General features: G+C 74.2%; 16 protein-coding genes. 3 read left to right on the top strand and 13 right to left on the bottom strand.

Translation table 11 applies throughout. The annotated features are described in order from the left end of the window. Positions 1-68 precede the first annotated feature (68 nt). Complete coding sequence (locus ACIA6B_RS23755; RefSeq protein ID WP_396776403.1) at positions 69-3,593, top strand: AAA family ATPase; 3,525 nt, start codon at positions 69-71, stop codon at positions 3,591-3,593. Between the two features lie 390 nt (positions 3,594-3,983). On the opposite strand, the gene ACIA6B_RS23750 is transcribed toward ACIA6B_RS23755, so the two are convergent. Continuing rightward, positions 3,984-4,838: an ABC transporter permease gene (locus tag ACIA6B_RS23750; RefSeq protein WP_396776401.1), complete on the bottom strand. Its 855-nt coding sequence runs from the start codon at positions 4,836-4,838 to the stop codon at positions 3,984-3,986. After that, positions 4,835-5,848: an ATP-binding cassette domain-containing protein gene (locus tag ACIA6B_RS23745; RefSeq protein WP_396776399.1), complete on the bottom strand. Its 1,014-nt coding sequence runs from the start codon at positions 5,846-5,848 to the stop codon at positions 4,835-4,837. The genes ACIA6B_RS23750 and ACIA6B_RS23745 overlap by 4 nt, the downstream gene beginning before the upstream one ends. Before the next feature lie 322 nt (positions 5,849-6,170). Between ACIA6B_RS23745 and ACIA6B_RS23740 the strand changes: the two genes are divergently transcribed. Next, positions 6,171-6,671 carry a GNAT family N-acetyltransferase gene (locus tag ACIA6B_RS23740; RefSeq protein ID WP_396776397.1) on the top strand — a complete coding sequence of 167 codons (501 nt, stop codon included), beginning with the start codon at positions 6,171-6,173 and terminating at the stop codon, positions 6,669-6,671. A gap of 13 nt (positions 6,672-6,684) precedes the next feature. On the opposite strand, the gene ACIA6B_RS23735 is transcribed toward ACIA6B_RS23740, so the two are convergent. The 11 genes from ACIA6B_RS23735 to ACIA6B_RS23685 all read right to left on the bottom strand — a co-directional run bounded on the left by ACIA6B_RS23735 (position 6,685) and on the right by ACIA6B_RS23685 (position 18,173). Next, a complete protein-coding gene (locus ACIA6B_RS23735) occupies positions 6,685-7,668 on the bottom strand; it encodes an aldo/keto reductase (RefSeq protein ID WP_396776395.1) in 984 nt (327 codons plus the stop codon). 160 nt (positions 7,669-7,828) lie between these two features. Then, positions 7,829-8,683, bottom strand: a complete 855-nt coding sequence (locus ACIA6B_RS23730) for an aldo/keto reductase (RefSeq protein WP_396776605.1) — start codon at positions 8,681-8,683, stop codon at positions 7,829-7,831. A 132-nt stretch (positions 8,684-8,815) separates the two neighbouring features. Beyond that, entirely contained in the window at positions 8,816-9,997 is a 1,182-nt protein-coding gene (locus ACIA6B_RS23725; RefSeq protein WP_396776393.1) for an endonuclease, read from the bottom strand. A 166-nt stretch (positions 9,998-10,163) separates the two neighbouring features. After that, complete coding sequence (locus ACIA6B_RS23720; RefSeq protein ID WP_396776392.1) at positions 10,164-10,703, bottom strand: DUF1697 domain-containing protein; 540 nt, start codon at positions 10,701-10,703, stop codon at positions 10,164-10,166. Positions 10,704-10,717: 14 nt separating this feature from the next. Continuing rightward, positions 10,718-11,473, bottom strand: coding sequence for an FkbM family methyltransferase (locus tag ACIA6B_RS23715; RefSeq protein ID WP_396776603.1), 756 nt, complete (start codon positions 11,471-11,473; stop codon positions 10,718-10,720). A gap of 13 nt (positions 11,474-11,486) precedes the next feature. Next, complete coding sequence (locus ACIA6B_RS23710; protein ID WP_396776390.1) at positions 11,487-13,253, bottom strand: sulfatase; 1,767 nt, start codon at positions 13,251-13,253, stop codon at positions 11,487-11,489. Then, a complete protein-coding gene (locus ACIA6B_RS23705) occupies positions 13,250-14,068 on the bottom strand; it encodes a CDP-alcohol phosphatidyltransferase family protein (RefSeq protein WP_396776388.1) in 819 nt (272 codons plus the stop codon). The genes ACIA6B_RS23710 and ACIA6B_RS23705 overlap by 4 nt, the downstream gene beginning before the upstream one ends. A 220-nt stretch (positions 14,069-14,288) precedes the next feature. Beyond that, a complete protein-coding gene (locus tag ACIA6B_RS23700) occupies positions 14,289-15,713 on the bottom strand; it encodes an amino acid permease (RefSeq protein ID WP_396776386.1) in 1,425 nt (474 codons plus the stop codon). A 116-nt stretch (positions 15,714-15,829) separates the two neighbouring features. Continuing rightward, positions 15,830-16,342 (bottom strand): hypothetical protein, encoded by a 513-nt coding sequence (locus tag ACIA6B_RS23695; RefSeq protein WP_396776384.1) that lies wholly within the window; start codon positions 16,340-16,342, stop codon positions 15,830-15,832. 143 nt (positions 16,343-16,485) lie between these two features. Then, complete coding sequence (locus ACIA6B_RS23690; RefSeq protein WP_396776382.1) at positions 16,486-17,277, bottom strand: ABC transporter permease; 792 nt, start codon at positions 17,275-17,277, stop codon at positions 16,486-16,488. Continuing rightward, positions 17,274-18,173 carry an ABC transporter ATP-binding protein gene (locus ACIA6B_RS23685; protein WP_396776380.1) on the bottom strand — a complete coding sequence of 300 codons (900 nt, stop codon included), beginning with the start codon at positions 18,171-18,173 and terminating at the stop codon, positions 17,274-17,276. The genes ACIA6B_RS23690 and ACIA6B_RS23685 overlap by 4 nt, the downstream gene beginning before the upstream one ends. A gap of 133 nt (positions 18,174-18,306) precedes the next feature. On the opposite strand from ACIA6B_RS23685, the gene ACIA6B_RS23680 reads away from it, so the two are divergent. Beyond that, complete coding sequence (locus ACIA6B_RS23680) at positions 18,307-19,542, top strand: sensor histidine kinase (RefSeq protein ID WP_396776378.1); 1,236 nt, start codon at positions 18,307-18,309, stop codon at positions 19,540-19,542. Positions 19,543-19,565 lie beyond the last annotated feature (23 nt).

The raw sequence follows: 19,565 nt of genomic DNA, 5'->3' as shown, positions 1-19,565 counted from the left end.
CGCAGTTCTGGCGCCTTGAGACCGCGGCGTGGCCGCCTGTCGGACCGGTCGACTAGCGTCGGGAGGTCATGGAGCCGCGGTTCGGCGAGGAGATCATCGGGCGGGAGCACCCGGCCGGGTTGCTGCGCGCCGAGGTGGCGCGCGTGGTCGACAGTCACGGCGGTCTGGTCCTGGTCACCGGCGAGCCGGGCATCGGCAAGACCACCCTGGTCTCGGCCGCCGCCGACGAGGCCCGCCGGCGCGGGGCGCTGGTTCTCGGCGCCGCCTGTTGGGACTCCGACACCGCCCCCGACTACTGGCCCTGGGTGCAGGTGCTGCGCCGGCTGGCCCGGGCCACCGGCGACGCCGCGCCCGCCAGGGTGGCCGCCGACGCCGGGCTGGCGGCCCTGCTCGGCGAGCGCGCCGCCGACGACGACCCGGTCGAGCCGGGTGACGACGCCGGTCGGGACGAGTTCGCCCGGCACGACGCGGTGACCGGCGCGCTGGTCGCGGTCGCCCAGCACCGGCCGCTCGTGGTGGTCCTCGACGACCTGCACTGGGCCGACCCGGCGTCGTTGCGGCTGCTCCGGTTCGCCACCCAGCACACCTGGTTCGAGCGGCTGCTGGTGATCGGCACCTACCGCGACGCCGAGGTGGCGGCCGACGACCACCGGCTGCGCCCGCTGCTGCTGCCGTTGGCCGAGAAGGCCACCACCGTCACGCTGACCGGCCTGGGCCGCGACGAGGTGGCCGCGCTGATCCGCCGGACCGTCGGCCGGGAACCGGGCGCGGCGCTCGTCGACGAGGTGCACCGCCGCACCGGCGGCAACCCGTTCTTCGTCGAGCAGACCGCCCGGCTCTGGCACACCGACGGCTTGGCCGACACCATCGCCCCCGGCGTACGCGAGGCGGTGCGACGCCGGCTCGACCAACTACCCGCCCCGGTGGTCGAGGCGCTGACCGTGGCCGCCGTGCTGGGGCGCGAGTTCCACCGGCAGACGCTGGCCGCCTGCGTGCCCGCTCCGGCCGCGCAGGTCGACCGGTTGCTCGACCGGGCCGCCGCCGCCCGGCTGGTGCTGTCCGGCGGCGGTGGCCGGTTCGCCTTCGTGCACGATCTGGTCCGGGAGACGCTCTACGACGGGCTGTCCGAGCATGAACGGCATGCCCGGCACGCCGCCGTGGTCCGGGCCGTCGACCGCGCCGACGACGCGCTCGCCGGTCGGCCCATCGCCGCCGACCTGGCCCGCCACGCCTGGCTCGCGGGCCCCGAGCTGGACCCGGTACGCGCCGGTGACCTGCTGCTGGCCGCCGCGCGCGACGCCAGCGGCCGGCTGGCCGTTGAGGAGTCGGCGCGGCACTTCCGGCGCGCGCTGAGCCGCACCGACGAGCCGGTCCGGCGGGTCCGGGTGCTGCTGGAGCTGGCCGGGCTGCTGCACCACGCCGGCACGCCGGGCGAGGCCGAGCAGTTGCTCGTCGACGCCGCCGCGCTGGCCCGGGGGCTGGCGGAGCCGGCCGTGCTGGCCCGGGTGGCGCTCACCGTCCACAGCCAGCACTCGGCCACCCGGCGTCGGCTCGACGCCGACGCGCTGGTGCGGGAGGCGTACCAGCGGTTGATCGGCCCGCCCGAGCCGGAGCGGTCGACACGTGCCCTGGTCACCGACCTGATCACCGCGACCGAGACGCTTGCCCGGCACGGCCGGGACGACGAGGCGCTCACGTTCAGCCTGTGGGCCCGCCACGACACCACCTGGGGGCTCGGCACGGCCGAGGAGCGGGCCGTGGTCACCGCCGAGATCCGCGAGGTGGCCCGCCGCGGCGGCGACCGGGACACCGAGCTGTGGGCCACGTCGCTGCGCTGGGTGGCGCTGCTGGAGCTGGGTGACCCGGCGTACCGGGACGAGCTGGCCGCGTTCGTCGCCGGCTGCCGGGCGGGCGACGTGGCCCGGCAACGGATGGCGGCGGCCGTGGACAGCGGCATCATCGCCGCCTTCCGGGGTGACTTCGCCGCCGCCGACGCGTGCTACGCCGAGATGGACGGTTACGGCGAGTGGGAGCACTCCGACCACGCCTTCATGGCCCACCACCTGCGCTGGTCCCTGCTTCTGCTGCGCGGGCGGCTCGCCGGGGCCGAGGCCGTGCTCGACCGGCCCGGCGCGGCCAACCATCCGCAGGTGGAGCTGCTGCGGGCGATCACCGCCGCCGAGCGCGGCGACGCCGGCACCGTGCTCCGGCTGGTCGGCGGCATCGAGGCCGCCGGCACCGCGTACCCCCGGCCGGTGTCGGCGCTGTGGCTGCGCCTGCGGGCCCAGGCGGCGGCCGTGGACGGCGATCCCCGCCGCTGCGCCGAGGCACGGGCGGCCCTGGTGCCGCACCGCGGACGGTGGATGGTCGCGCTGTTCGGCTGCGACATCGGCGGCCCGGTCGACCTCTGGCTGGCCGCCGTCGACGTGGCGGAACGGCGGTGGGACGACGCGGTCGCCGGCTACGCGGCGGCCCGGGCCGCCGCCGACCGCCTGGGCGCCCGCCCCTGGTCGGTGCTCGCCCGGGCCGGGCTGGTCACCGCGCTCGCCGGGCGTGGCGGCCCGGGTGACGCGGCCGAGGCGGCCCGGCTGCGGGCCGGGACGGTGGCCGAGGCACGGGAGTTGGGCATGGTCCACGTGGTCGAGCGGCTGGTCGCGGCCGGGCCGCCGGCTGGTTCCGCCGAGGCGGCAGGCGGTTCCGCCGAGGCGCCGGCTGCTACCGACGCCGAGGCCCCGGCTGCGCCGGCAGAGGCGGTGGGCGGCTCCGCCGGCATGGTGACCGCACCCGGGGCGGTCGCGCCCGCCGCGGCGGTGGGTGGTTCTGCGGGCGCGGGCGCGCGGCCCGGCATGGCAGGTGGCCCCGGCGTCAGCGGCTGGTCCGGTGTGACGATCGACGGGGGTGGTCGGTCCGGCGTGGCGATCGACGCGGGCGGCTGGTCCGGCACCTCAGGCGAGCGAGGTGCGGGCGGTCCCGGTGTGGCGGGGGACCACGGCGCCGGCGGTGCGGATGCGGTGGGGGCCAACGGTCCCGATCGCGCCGGCACGGGGCGGCCCGAGTTCTGCTTCGACGGGTCGGTGTGGCGGCTTGCCTGGGCAGGCACGGTGGTGCACCTGCCCGACGCGAAGGGCCTGCACGACCTGCGTTTGCTGCTGAGCCGGCCCGGGGTCGACGTGCCTGCGGTGGAGCTGCTGGACCCGGCGGCCGGCGCGGAGCTGATCGCCGCCCGTCGGCTCGGTGCCGATCCGGTGCTCGACGACGAGGCGAAGGTCCGCTACCGACGGCATCTGCGGCGGCTCGACGACGAGATCGACCGGGCCGCGTCGCGCGACGACACACGGCGGCTGGCGGCCCTGGACGCCGAACGCGTGGCCCTGCTCGACCAGTTGCGGGCCGCCGCCGGGCTGGCCGGGCGCACCCGTCGTCTAGGCGATGAGACCGAACGGGCCCGCAAGGCGGTGACCGGCCGGATCCGGGACACGCTACGGCGGGTCCAGCAGCGGCACCCGGCGCTCGCCGCCCACCTGGACGAGTCTGTCGTCACCGGCCGTACCTGCCGCTACCAGCCGGCCGACCCGGTGCCCTGGCGACTCTGACGCCCCGCCTCGCCTCTCCCCACCCCGCCCCGCCCACCTCGCCCCACCCCGCCCCACCTCGTCCCGCCCCACCTCGTCCCGCCCCACCCCGCCCCGCCCCACCCCGCCCCGCCCCACCGGCCCGCCTCGGCCCGGCCCGGCTCACCGATCTTGGACTTGTGGCACCTCCGATAGCGGCACCAATCTGACATTTCCTGGTGCCACAAGTCCAAGATCGACGGGGGAGGGCGGGCGGCGCCCCGCCTCCGACGCCGTGATCATGAAGTTGACGGCAGCGTTGAGGCGCGTGGCTCGGGGCGGCCTTGATCGACACCACTTCGCCGAGGTGGTGGGGTCGAGGTGCGTCGGACCCCGCCGCCTCGGCGAGCTGGTATGGATCAATGGGCAGGATCAGCGGCGGTTGTAGCGGCGCATGGTCAGCGTGCCGAACACCACCACGAACCCGACGCTCCACAGCAGCAGCCACATGGTGTTCGTGGCGTCCGTGGCGCCGGCCATCGCGGCCCGCACCGAGGCGACCAGGTGGGTCACCGGGTTGACCTTGACGAACGCCTGCAACCAGCCCGGCATGGTGGCCGGCTCGACGAACACGTTGCTCAGGAACGTCAGCGGGAACAGCACCATCATGCTGACGCCCATCACCGACTTCTCGCTGCGCAGCACCAGGCCGAAGAACGTCCACACCCAGGAGAACGCGAACGAGAAGACCACCAGCAGGCCGATGCCGGCCAGGACGCCGGGCAGCCCGCCGGCGGGACGGAAACCGAGCACCAGCCCCACGGCGAGGATGACCACCGCGGCCAGGACGTACCGCAGCACGTCGCCGAAGATCATGCCGACCAGCGCCGCCGGCCGCCACACCGGCAGCGTCCGGATCCGGTCGAAGACGCCCTTCTCGATGTCGTTGTTCAACCCGACCCCGGTGTACATCGTGATCATCACGACGCTGGTGACCATGATGCCGGGCAGGAAGAACTGGAGGTACGCGCGCGGGCTGTCGGCGAGCGCGCCGCCGAACAGGTACGTGAACATCAGCACCATGATGATCGGGAACGCGGTCACGTCGAACAACTGCTCCGGCACGTGCTTGATCTTCAGCACGGCCCGCCAGCCGAACGTCAGCGACGCCGACAGCGGCCCCGGTGGCGCCGGCCGCTCCCCGGGGGCGAGCACGGTGGCCAACGCCTCGGTGGAGGGCACGTAGACGGACGGGGCCCGCCCGGTGGTGGTCGCGGTGTCGCTCATCGGGCCGCCTCCAGTTCGTCGTCCCGGTCGTCCGCCGCGACGGCCGGGTGGTCGGTCAGGGCCAGGAACACCTCGTCCAGGCTGGGCTGGCCGAGGGAGAAGTCGTCCACCACGATGCCGGCCCGGGCCAGCTCGCCGAGCGCCCGGGCGGCCTGCGCACCGGCCTCCAGGTCGGTGCCATCCTCACCGACCCGGGCGGTCAACGCCACCGGGTCGGCGGCGAGCTGCACCGGCACGTTCAACGTCGTCCGCAGCACCTGCTCGGCCCGGGGCCGCTGCCCGGCGTCACGCAGTCGCACGTGGACGGTGCCCGACCCGACCGATGACTTCAGCTCGCCCGGGGTGCCTTCCGCGATCACCCGGCCGTGGTCGACCACCGCGATCCGGCCGGCGAGCTGGTCCGCCTCGTCCAGGTACTGCGTGGTCAGCAGCACCGTGGTGCCGTGCGCCACCACCGCCCGGACGATCTCCCACACCTGGTTGCGGCTGCGCGGGTCCAGCCCGGTGGTCGGCTCGTCCAGGAACAACAGGTCCGGCGTGTTCAGGATGCTCGCCGCGATGTCGATGCGCCGCCGCATCCCGCCGGAGTACTTCTTCACCTGCCGGCCGGCGGCCTCGGTCAGCCCGAACGCGGCGAGCAGCGCCTCGGCCCGCTCCCGCGCCGCCGGGCGGCCCAGCCCGAGCAGCCGGCCCAGCAGGACCAGGTTCTCCGCGCCGGTGAGGTCCTCGTCGAGCGAGGCGTACTGGCCGGTCAGGCTCATCCGGGCGCGGACCGCGTCGGCCTCGGTGACCACGTCGTGGCCGAAGACCCGGGCCGTGCCGCCGTCCGGACGCAGCAGCGTCGCCAGCACGCGTACGGCGGTGGTCTTGCCGGCGCCGTTGGGCCCGAGCATCCCGTAGACGGCGCCGGCGGGGACCCGCAGGTCCAGGCCGTCGAGCGCCCGGGTCGAGCCGAACGACCGGGTCAGGCCGTCGGCCTCGACGGCCAGCCCGGTGTTCCGGTGACTCATGATCATTACCTCTCTCGATGGATGCTCCCCACAGGCGTACGGGCGGATCGTCCCACCCGCGCGCACGCCGGACGCCCCCCGCACGGCTCGTCGAGGAGCACCCGGACGTCCTGCCCGACCCCGCCTGCCGGCCGACTGCCACTCGTCGTACGCGACGTCGATCGCCTGTTTCAACGAGGTCGGCAGGCAGCGGTTGCACTTCGGCGTGACCACGACGAACGCCTCCTGCCCGTCCTTCCGTCCTCGACCGGTAGGCGCCAGACGGCCCGCCAGATCCGATCTGGCGGGCCGTCTCGTCGGGGGTGTCTGGTCGAATCGGTGGATGACCGAGGTACGTATGCTCCGCTGGAGCACCGACGACCTGGCGTTGCTGCGGGCGCTGAACAGCCCCGAGGTGCGGGCGCACACCGGCGGCCCGGAGACCGACGAGCAGGTGCGCGCCCGCCACGAGCGCTACGTGCGCGGGCCGGGCCCGCGCAGCGGGACCATGTTCGCGGTGGTCACGCCGGACGGGACGAAGGTGGGCAGCGTCGGCTTCTGGCCGCGTGACTGGCGCGACGAGCCGGTGTACGAGATGGGTTGGGCGGTGCTCCCGGCCCACCAGGGGCGGGGGCTGGCGACGGCGGCGGTGCGTGCGGTGGTGACGGCCGCCGCGGCGGTGGGCGACCGGCGCTTCGCGCACGCGTACCCGTCGGTGGACAACCCGGCGTCGAACGCGGTGTGCCGCAAGGCCGGGTTCACGCTGCTCGGCCCGACCGAGTTCGAATACCCGCCGGGGTACCTGATGCGCTCGAACGACTGGCGCATCGACCTGACGCGCTGACCGGGCCGGCCGGTCAGTGCGCCGCGTCCAGTCGCGTGCGCTGCTCGGCGGTCAGCTCCAGGTCCACCGCGGCCAGGGCCTCCTCCAACTGGGCCACCGAGGAGAAACCGACGAGCGGGATCGCCGGCACGTCGCCGCCCATCAGCCAGGCCAGCACGACCTGGTTGACGGTGGCGCCGGTCTCGGCGGCCACCGCGCGCAGCGCCGCCAGCCGGGCCGGCATGCCGGGCAGCGCGTACGCCTCGCCGAGCCGCTCCGGCTTCGCGTACGCGCCCTTGAGCAGCGGGGAGTACGCGACCAGGGTGAGCCGCGGCTCGGCCCGCAGGTAGCTGACCAGGTCGGGGCCGGCCCAGCCGATCTGGCCGTCCGGGTCCAGTTCGCTCGGCAGGTCCGCCCGGGGCGGCAGATAGCTGCGGTGGTACTGGAGCACGTCGTAGCCGGGCAGCCCGGCCGCCGCCGCGAGGGCTCGGGCCCGCTCGACCCGCCAGGCGCGGTGGTTGCTCGCGCCCAGCAGCCCGACGGTGCCCTCGGCGACCAGTTCCGCGAAGCCCTCCACCGTCTCGCGCAGCGGAACGGTCCGGTCCTCGATGTGGGCGTAGAGCAGGTCGATCCGGTCGACGCCGAGCCGTTCCCGGCTGCGTTCGGCGGACTCGCGGATCACCTTGGCGGACAGTCCCTCCGGGTTGTCCCGGTAGCTGGTGCCGGGCGCGAGCGGGCGGGCGCCGAGCTTGGTGGCGAACACGATCTCGGCGCCGATCCCGCGGCTGCGCCGCCAGCGGCCGAGGAGCGTCTCGCTCTCGCCGCCCTGGCCGCCGTTCTGCCAGAAGGCGTAGTTGTTCGAGGTGTCGACGAACGTGCCCCCGGCCTCGACGTACCGGTCGAGGATGGCGTATGAGGTGGCCTCGTCGGTGGCGGTGCCGAACAGCATCGCGCCGAGGCTGAGCACGCTGACCTCGCGGCGGGTGGCCGGATCGGTGCCGATGGTGCGGAGACGCATGTCTGGGTCCTCCCCGTCGGAGCGTTTCCGCCACCCTGCCCCTTCGAGTACGCGCGAAGTCAAACCCCGGCCAGGGGCCGGCCGGCGAGCCCGTCGGGGAGCCGGCCGGCCCGCCGCGCGGGCGGAGGAGGGGCCGCGTCGGGCCCCTCCTCCGGCCGGTTCAGTCCGGTACGTAGTCGAACGTGTCCGGGTTGGGGCCCTGCCGGCCGGCCTCGCCCTGGTCCAGGCTGCCGAGCCGGTCCATGGTGGCGTCGTCGAGCGTGAAGTCGAAGATGCCGAAGTTCTCCTCGATCCGCTTCGGCGTGGTCGACTTCGGGAAGACGATGTCGCCGCGCTGCACGTGCCAGCGCAGCACCACCTGGGCCGGGGTCCGCCCGACCTGCTCGGCGACGTCGACCACGGTCGGGTCGTCGAGCACCTTGCCCTGCGCGATCGGCGACCACGCCTCGGTGCCGATCTGGTGCGCCCGGTCGTACGACCGCACCTCCTCGTTGCCGAAGTACGGGTGCGCCTCGACCTGGTTCACCGCCGGCACCACGTCCGCCTCGGCGGCCAGCCGCTCCAGGTGCGCCACCTGGAAGTTGGACACGCCGATCGACCGCACCCGGCCGTCACGTTGGAACTCCTCCAGCACCTTCCAGGTGGAGACGAAGTCGCCGTCGTAGAGCGTGGGCAGCGGCCAGTGGATCAGGAACAGGTCGAGGTAGTCGAACTTCATCTCCCGCAGCGACCGCTCGAACGCCTTGCGGGCGTCGTCCGGGCGGTGGAAGCCGTTGTTCAGCTTGCTGGTGACGAAGACGTCGCCGCGGTCCAGGCCGGAGGCGCGCACCGCCTGCCCGACCTCGGCCTCGTTGCCGTACATCTGGGCGGTGTCGATGTGCCGGTAGCCGATCTCCAACGCCGCGCCGACCGCTCGGGCGGTCTCCCCGGGGTCGATCTGGTACACCCCGAAGCCGAGCTGCGGGATGGAGTTGCCGTCGTTGAGCGAGATGTCCGGAACGCTGTGGGCGGCCATGTCGTGTCTCATCTCCGATCGTCCGGGATGCCCGGAAGCGCTTCCACGCGGCTCCCGGGCCGTGCCACCCGGGGTTCCTACCCGCTCGGCGGGCGTCCTCACGGCCGGCGGCGGGTGATCTGGGACAAGCGATCAGCCCCAGATGGACCGCGCCCACTCGGGGTGGTCGACGAACGGATTGCGGTTGCCCTGCCAGCGCTCGTAGATGCGTTGGTTGCGGCGCTGCTCGAACGCGTCCGGCGGGTCCTGCTCGTTCCAGGCGAGCAGCTTCGACAGCCGGCCGAGCCGGGGCGTGGTCCCGTTGGCCACCGAGTCGTTCGGCTCCAGGTCCGGCCAGCCATCGTCGCCCTCGTACCGGATCGCCATGTAGAGGATCATCCGGGCGACGTCGCCCTTCACCGCGTTGCGCGGCTCGAACGAGTCGGCGTCGGTGTAGCAGCCGGGCGCCTCGGCCACCGCGCTGCCGCCGGCGTCGAAGTCCTTGTTGCCGCGCAGCGAGTTGACCGACACGTCCTCCGGTCGCAGGTGGTGCACGTCGGTGCCGGGGCCGGTGGCGGTGCCGAAGTCGCCGTGCGACTTGGCCCAGACGTGCTCGCGGTTCCAGTCGTCGACACCGCCACCGTTGCTGGTCTTGCTCTGCGAGCGCCCGCTGTAGAGCAGGATGACGTTGGCCGGGTTCGCCGGGTCCTGGTCGGTGTCCTTGAGCGCGTCCCACACCTGGTCGTACGTGAGCTTGGTCTGGGTCCTGATGATGGTGTGCAGGGCGGTGCGCAGCGCCGGCCCGGTCTTGCCGGTCGCGGCGGCGTAGTAGTCGGTGGGCGAGGCGGTGCCGGTCGGGCTCGGCGTCGGGGTCGGGTTCGGGCTCGGGGTGGTCCCGCCGCCGAGGCTCATCGCGGTCGGGTTCTTCAGGCCGCCGTGGCTGAAGTACGCGGTCAGGGTGCCGGTCGCGGTCACCTGCCGGCCCCGCAGGGACGGGTTGGCGAGCAGCCCGAAGGTGGTCCGCCAGGCGGCGGTGACCTGCACGTACAGCATCCGGCCGGTGCCGGTCTCGGTGGCCTGGTCGGCGATCGCGATCGCGGTGTCCCCGGTGAAGCCGGACGTGATCACCGTGTTCGTCGCGGTCGGCTGGCCGATGACGTAGCCGGTGACGGTGGCGGCGCGGCCGTCCTGGGCGGCCAGCGCCTGCGCCACGGTCAGCGTGGTGGCCGCCGAGGCCGCGCCGGTCACCGTCAGGGGGGTCGCGACGGTGACGGTCAGCACGACCGCCGCGATCAGCCGCCCGGGTCGCGAGCGGGTGACGCTCTTCATATTCATGCCCAGCGATGCTATTCGGTGTCGGGTGAACTCCGGGAGATCACGGCGACAACTTTCCGTCCCGGTCGGCCTCGAACAGCACCGGCCAGGGCGGGCCGACGGCGACGACCGCCTTCGCCTCCGTGGCCGACTACGCACACCGCGTACCGGTTCTGACCGGTCGCGCTCAACCGGCGGTCAGGTCGCGCAGCGCCAGCACCGACTTCCAGTTGCGCGCGGTCGCCACCACGCCCAACGTCTTCTCCAGGTACGCGGTGGTGAACTTCGTCCGCCCGTAGTTGCCGGCCGGGTAGTGCAGGTGCAGCTCCCGGCCGACCACCGCGTACGCCATCTCCTCGCCGGCCGGCACGGCCAGCTCGCGGACCCGGGCCGGGTCCGGCGCGGCGGACAGGAACACCACGAGCACTCGGGTCGGGTCGTCCGCACGCCCGGCGTACGGGCTCGCGCCGACCAGCGCGGCCAACTCGTCGCCGTCGCGGACCAGCACCGGCACCCGCAGGCCCACCTCGTCGGCGAGCCGCCCGGCGATGCCCTCGGCGAGCACCTCGTCGCGGGTGGGAGGCGCGGTGAACACCACGTTGCCGCTCTGGAGGTACGTCCTGACGTCGGTGTGACCGAGGTCGGCGACGACGCGACGCAGGTCCGCCATCGCGAGCCGGGTGGCGCCGACGTTGACGCCCCGCAGCAGGGCGGCGTAGCGGGTCATGACCGCAGCCTAGGTCAGGCGGACGCCAACCGGGCGTAGACGTCGCCGGAGCGACCCGCCGGCCGGTACGTCTCCAACAGCCGCACCAGGCCGGCCGCGTCGAGCCACTCGTCGGCGGCGAAGCGCATCGTCTCCACCGGGGAGTAGTTGTAGCGGTAGCCGCCCGCCGACGCGCCCAGCCGCTCCACCTGGTCGAGCACCGCGAGCGCGGCGTCGTGCGCCGGTGGGAGGTATTCGAAGGAGAGCGCGCGCACCGGCCGGCTCAGCCCGGCCAGCACGTCACCCTCGAAGCCCTCCACGTCGACCTTGCAGAACGCCGGTACGCCGTGCTTGGCGACCAGGTCGTCGAGCGTCACCACCGGCACCTCGATCGAGCGGTCCCACCGCACCCCGGCGAAGCTCGGGTCCGCCGTCACCGAGTCGATCCAGGACGACGACATGGTGGACACCGTCGGCGTCGCGGAGGACAACTCCAACCGCGCCCGGCCGGCGCGGGCGCCGACCGCGTTGGGTTCGATGGCCACGCCGTCGTCGCGCCCGAACGCCAGGCGCAGCACCCGCAGGCAGTCCGGCTGCGGCTCGACCGCGACCACCCGCGCGCCCAGCCGACGCCAGGTGCGGACCCGGCCACCGACGTGGGCGCCGATGTCGAAGCCGAGGTCGCCGGGGCCGAGGAACTGGCCGTAGAGCCGGCGGGCCCGGCGGTGCTTGGCCGGCTGTCCGTGGTAGATGGCCAGGGACCGGGTGATCCCCCAGGTCCGTGCGAGCATCGTCACGCCGTTCCTAACTGTGAGTCCTGGACTGCGGGCCGAACGCCCGCAGGAACCGGTCGCGGAACTCCTCCATCGGCCAGACGGGGGCGTTCGGGGCCGGGTTGAGGCCGGCCTGCCAGCCCCACCCGGCGACCCGGTCGAGCACCGCCGGGTCCCTGGCCACGATGGTGATCGGCACGTCCCTGCCGGCCTCCTCGCCGGTGACCGCCCGGGCCGGCTGGTGGTCGCCGAGGAAGACCAGCACGAGGTTGTCGTCGCCGTAGCGTTCCACGTAGGAGACCAGGGTGCGCAGCGAGTAGACGATCGAGTTCCGGTACGCCTTCCGGGTGCCCTCGTCCGCCCGGTCGGCGCGGTTGGTGCCGGCGAAGACCGATCCGTCGCCCAGGTCGTCCCAGTCGACCAGGGGCGGCACCGGCGACCACGGGAGATGGCTGGAGAGCAGCGGGATCTCGGCCATCACCGGGGCGTGCCCGGGGGCCCGCTCGGCGCGTTGGAAAGCCTCCAGGGTGAACTGGTCCGGCGGCGAGGAGAAACTGAACGTCGGCCCCCGGTAGCCGAGGTCACCGGCGCCGTAGACCTTGTCCGGGGCGAAGAAGTCGGCCTCCGGCCAGGCCCGGGTGAGGGCCGGCATGACGAGCGACGTCCGCCAGCCGGCGCGGTTGAACGCGCCGTTGAGCGTCAGGCGGTCGCTGCGTACCAGGTTCGTGTAGCGGAGCTGGTTGTCGGCCCGGATGCCGGACATCAGCGTGGCGTGCGCCAGCCAGCTCCCGCCGCCGGTGGTGGACGAGGTGAGGAACGCGGTGCGGCTGCCGTAGCCGGCCGCGGCCAGCCGGCGCGTCCCCTCGTCGAGGACGGCGTCCACCTCCGGGGCCAGCTCCGGGTCCTCCACCGCCACCCGGCCGTAGCTCTCCACGAACGTGACCAGGACGTCCTTGCCGCGCAGCCCGGTCAGCAACTGGTCGCCGGGGGTGTCCCGGAACGGGTCGCCGGCGAGCTGGGTGCGCAGCCGCTCCTGGTCGTGCAGCCCGGCGTTGACCTGCCGGGTGCGGTCGTACACGCCGGCCGCGACCGTGCCGGCGGCGATCGGCAGCCCGGGGACGAGCTGCGCGCCGAGCACCGCGCAGGCGACCCAGGCCGCGCCGAACGCGGTGGCGACCCGGGCGCTCACCCCCCGGTGGCCGGCGACCAGCCGGGCCAGTCGCCGCACCGACAACGTCACCAGCACCGGTACGGCGACGACCGCGGCCACCGCGGCGATGACGGCCCCCACCTGGGCGGCCCGCCCGTACGACTCGGCGAGGAACTCCGCGCCGGCGGCGAGGAACGCCCAGTCCGCGATCAGGTCGAAGCGGCGGTCCAGCACGCTGGAGAAGCCGAGATCGGCGATCTTCAGGACGAGCACCAGGCCGAGCAGCGCGCCGAGCACCGTGGCCACGATCCGGCGGGGTCTCGGCGGCAGCGCCAGCAGCAGGGCGACCGCGATCAGCCCCTCCACCGGGATGCGGAGGAACGCGGCCGGGGTGAGGTCGTTGACGTCGGTCGGCAGGAGCAGCGCGACCAGCGCCAACGCGGCGGCCAGCACGGTGACCGCCCCGGACCGGAACCGGCGTCGTCGCCCGGCCCGTTCCGGCATCGGGTCAGCGGTCGGGGCGGCGTCCGACCGGGTACCGGCGTTCCCGGCCGGCTCCGGCCCGGCGGCATCGGTGGAAACCCGCCGGAGACCGTCCGTCGCGGTCGGATCGTGCCCGGCGATCGGGTTCGGGTCGTCGTGGGTCACGGCCGCCGACCGCCGACCTCGGCGCGTCCGACGAGCACCGGAGCGGCGGGCTCCCAGCCGGCCCGGCGAGCCGCCGGCACGGGGGCACGCACCGCCGCCGGACGGGCCGGCCGGGTGCGGACGGCCGGTGTGCGGTGCCGCCACCGCCAGCGCACGTCCCGGCCGAACGACTCGACGAGCAGCGCCAGCGCGCCGACGAGCACCGCGACGGCCAGCGCCGTCGGCAGCACCTCCGCCGCCACCACGGCCAGCGCGATGCCCTGGACCGCGGCGACCGTCTTGCGCCAGTAGCGCGGCGGCAACGGACCGTTCAGCCAGGACAGCAGCCAACCGGCTGCGACGAAGGCGTACCGCATCGCGCCGATCACCAGCACCCACGGACCCACCTGGTCGGCGACGTGGAGGCAGAGCACCAGGACGAGGAAGGAGTCGACCTCCATGTCGAACCGGGCCCCGAGCGCGCTCACCGTGCCGGTGCGCCGGGCCACCTGCCCGTCCACCCAGTCGAGCGCGAGCGCCACGGTGGTGAGCCCGACCAGCGCCGCCACCGGGGTGGGCCGGCTGAACGAGTCCACCACCAGCGCGGTCACGCCACCGGCCAGCGTCGCCCGGGTCAGCGTGACCCAGTCGGCCGGCCCGAGCCGGCGCGCGCCCGCGCGGCGCAGCCCGTGCCCGAGCGCGGTGAGCAGCACCACCCCGTAGACGAGACCGGCCAGCCAGCCGGCCCGGCCCAGGCCGACGGTGCCGGCGATGCCCGCCAGCGCACCGAACTGGAGGATCGTCCCCGCGAATGGATCGGTCCGAACCACTGACACTGTGCCTCCGAATGACGCGCGTACGACCCACCGGTGTGTACGCAGAACATGCCCGAACGGTTCGCTCTGATACCGAAAACGCACGATCAACAGTGCACGTCACATCGGGGTGTCCCGCTCGGCCGGGCCGGGCCGGGGCATTCGTGTCGGGGCGGGTCAGCGGGTCAGCGGGTCAGCGGGTCAGCGGGTCAGCGGGTCAGCGGGGCGGTGGGGCGGCGGGTCAGCGGGGCGGCGCGTCGGCCGGGTCGTCGTCGCGGCCGGCCAGCGCCGAGCGGCGGTAGCCGTACAGCGCGTAGACGACGGCGCCGAGCAGGAACCAGACGCCGAAACGCAGCCAGGTCACCGGGTCGAGGAACGTGATCAGCCAGATCGAGAACACCACGCCGATCGCCGGCACCACCGGCATGCCGGGCAGCCGGAACGCCCGCGGCGCGTCCGGGCGGCGGTAGCGGAGCACGATCACCGCCACGCAGACCACCACGAACGCCAGCAGGATGCCGATGTTGGTCAGCTCGGCGGCCTGCCGGATCGGCAGGAAGCCGGCGATCAGCGCCGAGGCGACGCCGACGATCCAGGTGACCCGGCTGGGCACCCGGCGCACCGGGTGCACCTTGGCGAACCAGGCCGGCAGCAGCCCGTCCCGGCTCATCGAGAACCACACCCGGGTCACGCCGAGCATGAACGTGAACATCACCGTGAGGATGCCGATGATCGCCCCGACCGCGATCACGCTGGCCAGGCCGGAGAGCCCGACCGACTCGAAGGCGGACGAGAAGCCGCTCTCCGGATCGATCTCCCGGTAGTTCTGCATGCCGGTGAGCACCAGCGTGGCCAACACGTAGAGCACCATGGAGATGAGCAGCGACCAGATGATCGCCTTCGGCATGTGTCGGCGGGCGTCCCGCGACTCCTCGGCGGCGGTGCTCATCGCGTCGTACCCGAAGACCGCGAAGAACACGGTGGCCGCCCCGGTGACCGCGCCGCCCACGCCGAACGGGAAGAACGGCGAGTAGTTGCCGGTCTTCACGTGGAAGAAGCCGACCACGATCACCAGCAGCACCACGGCGACCTTCAACCCGACCACGAACGTCTCGAACCGCGCCGCGGCCTTGATGCCCCGGTTGAGCAGGTACGCGATGAGCAGGCAGAGCACCGCTGCGAACAGGTCCACCCGGTGGCCGTCGCCGGTGCCCGGCGCGCCCAGCATCCAGGCCGGCAGGTCGGCGCCCAACTGGGTGACCAGGAAGCTGAAGTAGCCGGAGATGCCGATCGCCACCACCGCCACGATGGCGGTGTACTCCAGCAGCAGGTCCCAGCCGATGAACCAGCCGACCGCCTCGCCCAGCACCGCGTAGCCGTAGGTGTAGGCCGAGCCGGCCTTCGGGATCATGCCGGCGAACTCCGCGTACGACAGCGCGGCGGCGGCGCTGGCCAGGCCCGCGATCAGAAACGACACCAGCACGGCCGGACCGGCGGTCTCGTTGGCCACCGCGCCGGCGAGCGCGAAGATGCCGGCGCCGATGATGCCGCCGACCCCGATCGCGGTGAGCTGCCACAGGCCCAGCTCCCGGGAGAGCCCCTCCGCGGTCTCGTCGGCGATCTGCTCGACCGGCTTACGCCGGAAGATGCCCCGTCCAACCGTCATGGTGACCCCTCCCGCCGCGCCGCCACGCTCCCGAGTCGTGGTCACGCCGCGGCACGCCGCGGTCACGCCACGGCACGACGGTAAGTCCTCGCGCCGAAGATCGCAGCCCGTGGCGGTCAGGTGGCGCGCAGTGGCGGCAGGCCCAGCGCGGCGCGTACCCGGGCCGCCTGCCGGACGCCGTCGTGCGCGGCGGCGGCCCGGGTCGCCCGGCGCAGCTCGGCGGCGCCGGTGGCCCCGGCCGCGAGCCGCCACTGCCGCAGCGCCACCTCGTGTTCGGTGAGCAGCGCCGTCATCGGCGCCTGCACGGCGGCCGGCCAGCGGACCGCGCGCAGCTCACCGGCGCAGGCGAGGTTGGCGTCCACGACCGCCCCGGCCCGTTCCCGCACCGTCCGCCACGGCCGGCCCGCCTTCTCGGCCTCGGCCAGCTCGTCCCGGGCGATGTCGTACGCCGCCACCGCGGCCAGGTAGCGCCCCTTCGCCTCCTTGACCGTCAGCGACGCCACCGGGCTCGGCGTGGGACTCGCCGGCGGGGGAAGGGCGACCTGTTTCGTCTCCCCGCCGCCGCAACCGCCCACCAGCAGGACCACCGCCAGAACCGACGCGAGCCGCCAGCACGCAGAACCTCCCATCGCCCGAGTGTAGAGCCCTCCTCCCGCCCCCTGATTCACGGAAAGAGTGGCTGTTCCGCCTCCCTTAGCCACTCTTTCCGTGAATCAGCGCGGGGTGGGTGGCGGGGGTGGGACGACGACTCCGGGTTGCCGGTAGGCCACGGTCAGGAGACCTCCCGCCGCATCGTGCGGATCAGGCCGGCGACCAGCGGCACGACCATCCAGACGGCCAGCGAGACACCGAGCCGACCCCACTGCCCGGCGGTCACGTCCGGGCTGAGCAGCGGCGCCATGGTGACCGAGGTGTCCAGCCAGCCGGCCGGCTCCCGCAGCGCCCTGATCATCGCCGACAGCACGCTCCAGACGGTCGGCAGCAGCAGGTAGGTGACGATGGCCAGCGGCGTGTTCAGCAGCAGCAGGCCGAACCCGGCGCCCATCAGCACGTTCGCCACCTGGAACACCGCCGCGTACGGCAGCAGCTCCCAGTCGAACGTCCACGCGCCCGCCCCGCCGGTGGCCTTGGCGGCGAGCGTGCCGGCGGCGGCGACGGCGAGGCTGACCAGCACCGAGGCGAGAGCGGCCAGCACCACCGCGGCCAACTTGGCGACGATCACCCGCTCCCGGCGGGGCACCAGCGCGAACGTGGTCAACGCGGTGCGCTGCGACCACTCGCCGGTGATGGAGAGGATGCCCAGCACCGGCAGCAGCAGCCCGACCGGCAGCAGCGACGGCGCGAAGAACGCGGTGAACGTCTGCTCCGGGCCGTCGGTGACGAAGAGCTGCACCACCACGATGGCGACCGCGATCAGCCCGATGCTGATCAGCAGCCAGCGGCCGGCCCGGGTGTCGGCGAGCTTGCGCAGCTCCACCCCGGTCAGCCGGGCCAGCGAGGGGCCGGCGGCCGGCTCGTGCCGCGTCGGGGCGGCGGTGGGAACGGGCGTGGTGGCGGTGGTCATCGGACGGCCTCCCTGGTCGACGCGCCGGCGGTGAGGGTGAGGAAGAGCTGCTCCAGGCCGCCGCTGCCGGCCGGACGCAGTTCGGTGAGGACCAGTCCGGCATCGGCTGCGGCCTGACCGACGGCCTCCGGCTCGGCCCGCACCACGAAGCCGCCGTCGGTGCCGACGGTGGCCGGCAGCGCGGCGCGGTCCAGGGTGAGGCGAAGGGCATGCTGGTCGCGGGCGCGGACCAGCGTGCCGGCGCCGGCCAGCAGCTCGTCCTTGCCGCCCTGGGCGACCACCCGGCCGCCGCCGATCACCACCAGCCGGTCGGCCACCGCCTCCACCTCGCGCAGCAGGTGCGAGGAGAGCAGCACGGTGCCGCCCCGGTCGGCGTAGTCGCGCAGCAGGCCGCGCATCCAGTAGATGCCCTCCGGGTCGAGACCGTTGGCCGGCTCGTCGAGGATCAACACCCGGGGGTCGCCCAGCAGCGCCAGCGCCAGGCCGAGCCGCTGCCGCATACCCAGGGAGTACGCGCCGACCCGGCGCCGTGCGGCGGTGTCGTTCAGCCCGACCAGGTCCAGCTTCGCGGCCACCTGCCCCCGCTCCACGCCCATCGTGCGGGCGGCCAGGGTGAGTGTCTCCCGCCCGGTGCGCCCGGCGTGCTGGGCCGAGGCGTCGAGCAGGACGCCGATCTCCCGGCCCGGGTTGGGCAGCGCCCGGTAGGGCCGGCCGGCGACCGTGGCCCCGCCGGAGCTGGGCGGTGTCATCCCGCAGATCATGCGCATCGTGGTGGACTTGCCGGCACCGTTCGGGCCGAGGAATCCGGTCACCGTGCCTGGTTCGCACCGGAACGTCACGTCCTCGACGGCCGGGTGCGAGCCGTACCGCTTGGTCAGATGGTCGACTTCGATCATGCCGGGAAGCCTGCCGGGGCCACCCGGTGCTCCGCTGCGGCCAACGGTCGTCGCCGGCACCGACCGAGGTTCACCGCAGGCGTCGACTTTGGTAGCTGGCAGCCGGTCCGGACGGCTCCCTAGCATGGGGCGGGTGAGCAGCGCCGTCGTCCCCGATCACCCCTGGCTCCTGCCGGGCTCCCTGGTGCCCACGCGGGCCGCCCGCCGGACCCCGCGGGACTGGTTCGTCGACAGCCTGCTGTTCCTGATCGCGCTGGGCTGGGTGCTCCTCGCGCACGACGACGCAATGAGCGGGCGACCGGAGTTCGCGCTCAACGCCGGCCCGAGCTGGCTCGCCGAGATCGACCTGTTCGTCGGTCTGCTCGCCGCCGGCGCGCTCTGGCTGCGCCGCCGCTGGCCGGTGGGGCTGGCGGTGGCCACCGCGCCGCTGGCGCTGTTCTCGGTCACCGCTGGCGTCGCGCTGCTCGTCGTGCTCTTCACGGTGCTGGTGCATCGGCCGCTGCCGGTGGGGCTGACGCTGGTCGGCTGGCACGTGGTCACCGCGTTGCCCTACACCGCGATCCGCCCGGACCCGGCCCTGCCGCTCTGGGCCACCCTGGCCCTGACGGTGCTCTTCGTCGGCATCGTGGTGGCCTGGGCGATGTTCGTCCGGGCCCGCCGTCAACTGGTGCTGTCGCTGCGCGACCGGGCCGAACGGGTCGAGGCCGAGCAGCAGCTCCGGCTGGACCAGGCCCGGAACCTCGAACGCGGCCGGATCGCCCGGGAGATGCACGACGTGCTCGCCCACCGGATCTCGCTGCTCAGCCTGCACGCCGGGGCGTTGGAGTTCCGTCCGGACGCGCCCCCGGAGGAGGTCGCCCGGGCCGCCGGGGTGATCCGGGCCAGCGCGCACGCCGCGTTGCAGGACCTGCGCGAGGTGATCGGCGTGCTGCGGGCCGAGACCGGCTCCGAGGCCACCCCGGAACGGCCGCAGCCGACGCTCGGCGACGTGCCGGCGCTGGTGGCCGAGAGCCGGGACGCCGGGGTACGCGTCAGCGTGGTGGACGAGGTGACCGAGCCGGCCGGGGTGCCGGCGGCGATCGGGCGCAGCGTGTACCGGATCGTGCAGGAGGGGCTCACCAACGCGCGCAAGCACGCGCCCGGGGCGGTGGTGACCGTCCGGCTGGCCGGCGGCCCCGGCGAGGGGCTGGCGGTGGACATCCGCAACCCCTGGCCGGTGGGCGGGCCGGCCGCCGCGATCCCCGGCACCGGCACCGGCCTGGTGGGCGTCGCCGAGCGCGTCACGCTGGCCGGTGGACGCGTCGACCACGGGCGGGACGCCGACGGTGACTTCCGGCTGGCCGCCTGGCTGCCCTGGGGCGCCTCGTGAGCGTGCGGAGTGAGCCGGGTTTG

It is taken from the genome of Micromonospora sp. NPDC051141 (assembly GCF_044455765.1).
GTDB lineage: Bacteria > Actinomycetota > Actinomycetes > Mycobacteriales > Micromonosporaceae > Micromonospora.
The sequence above is the reverse complement of the archived record's forward strand: the minus strand, read 5'-3'. Positions and strand labels throughout refer to the sequence as shown.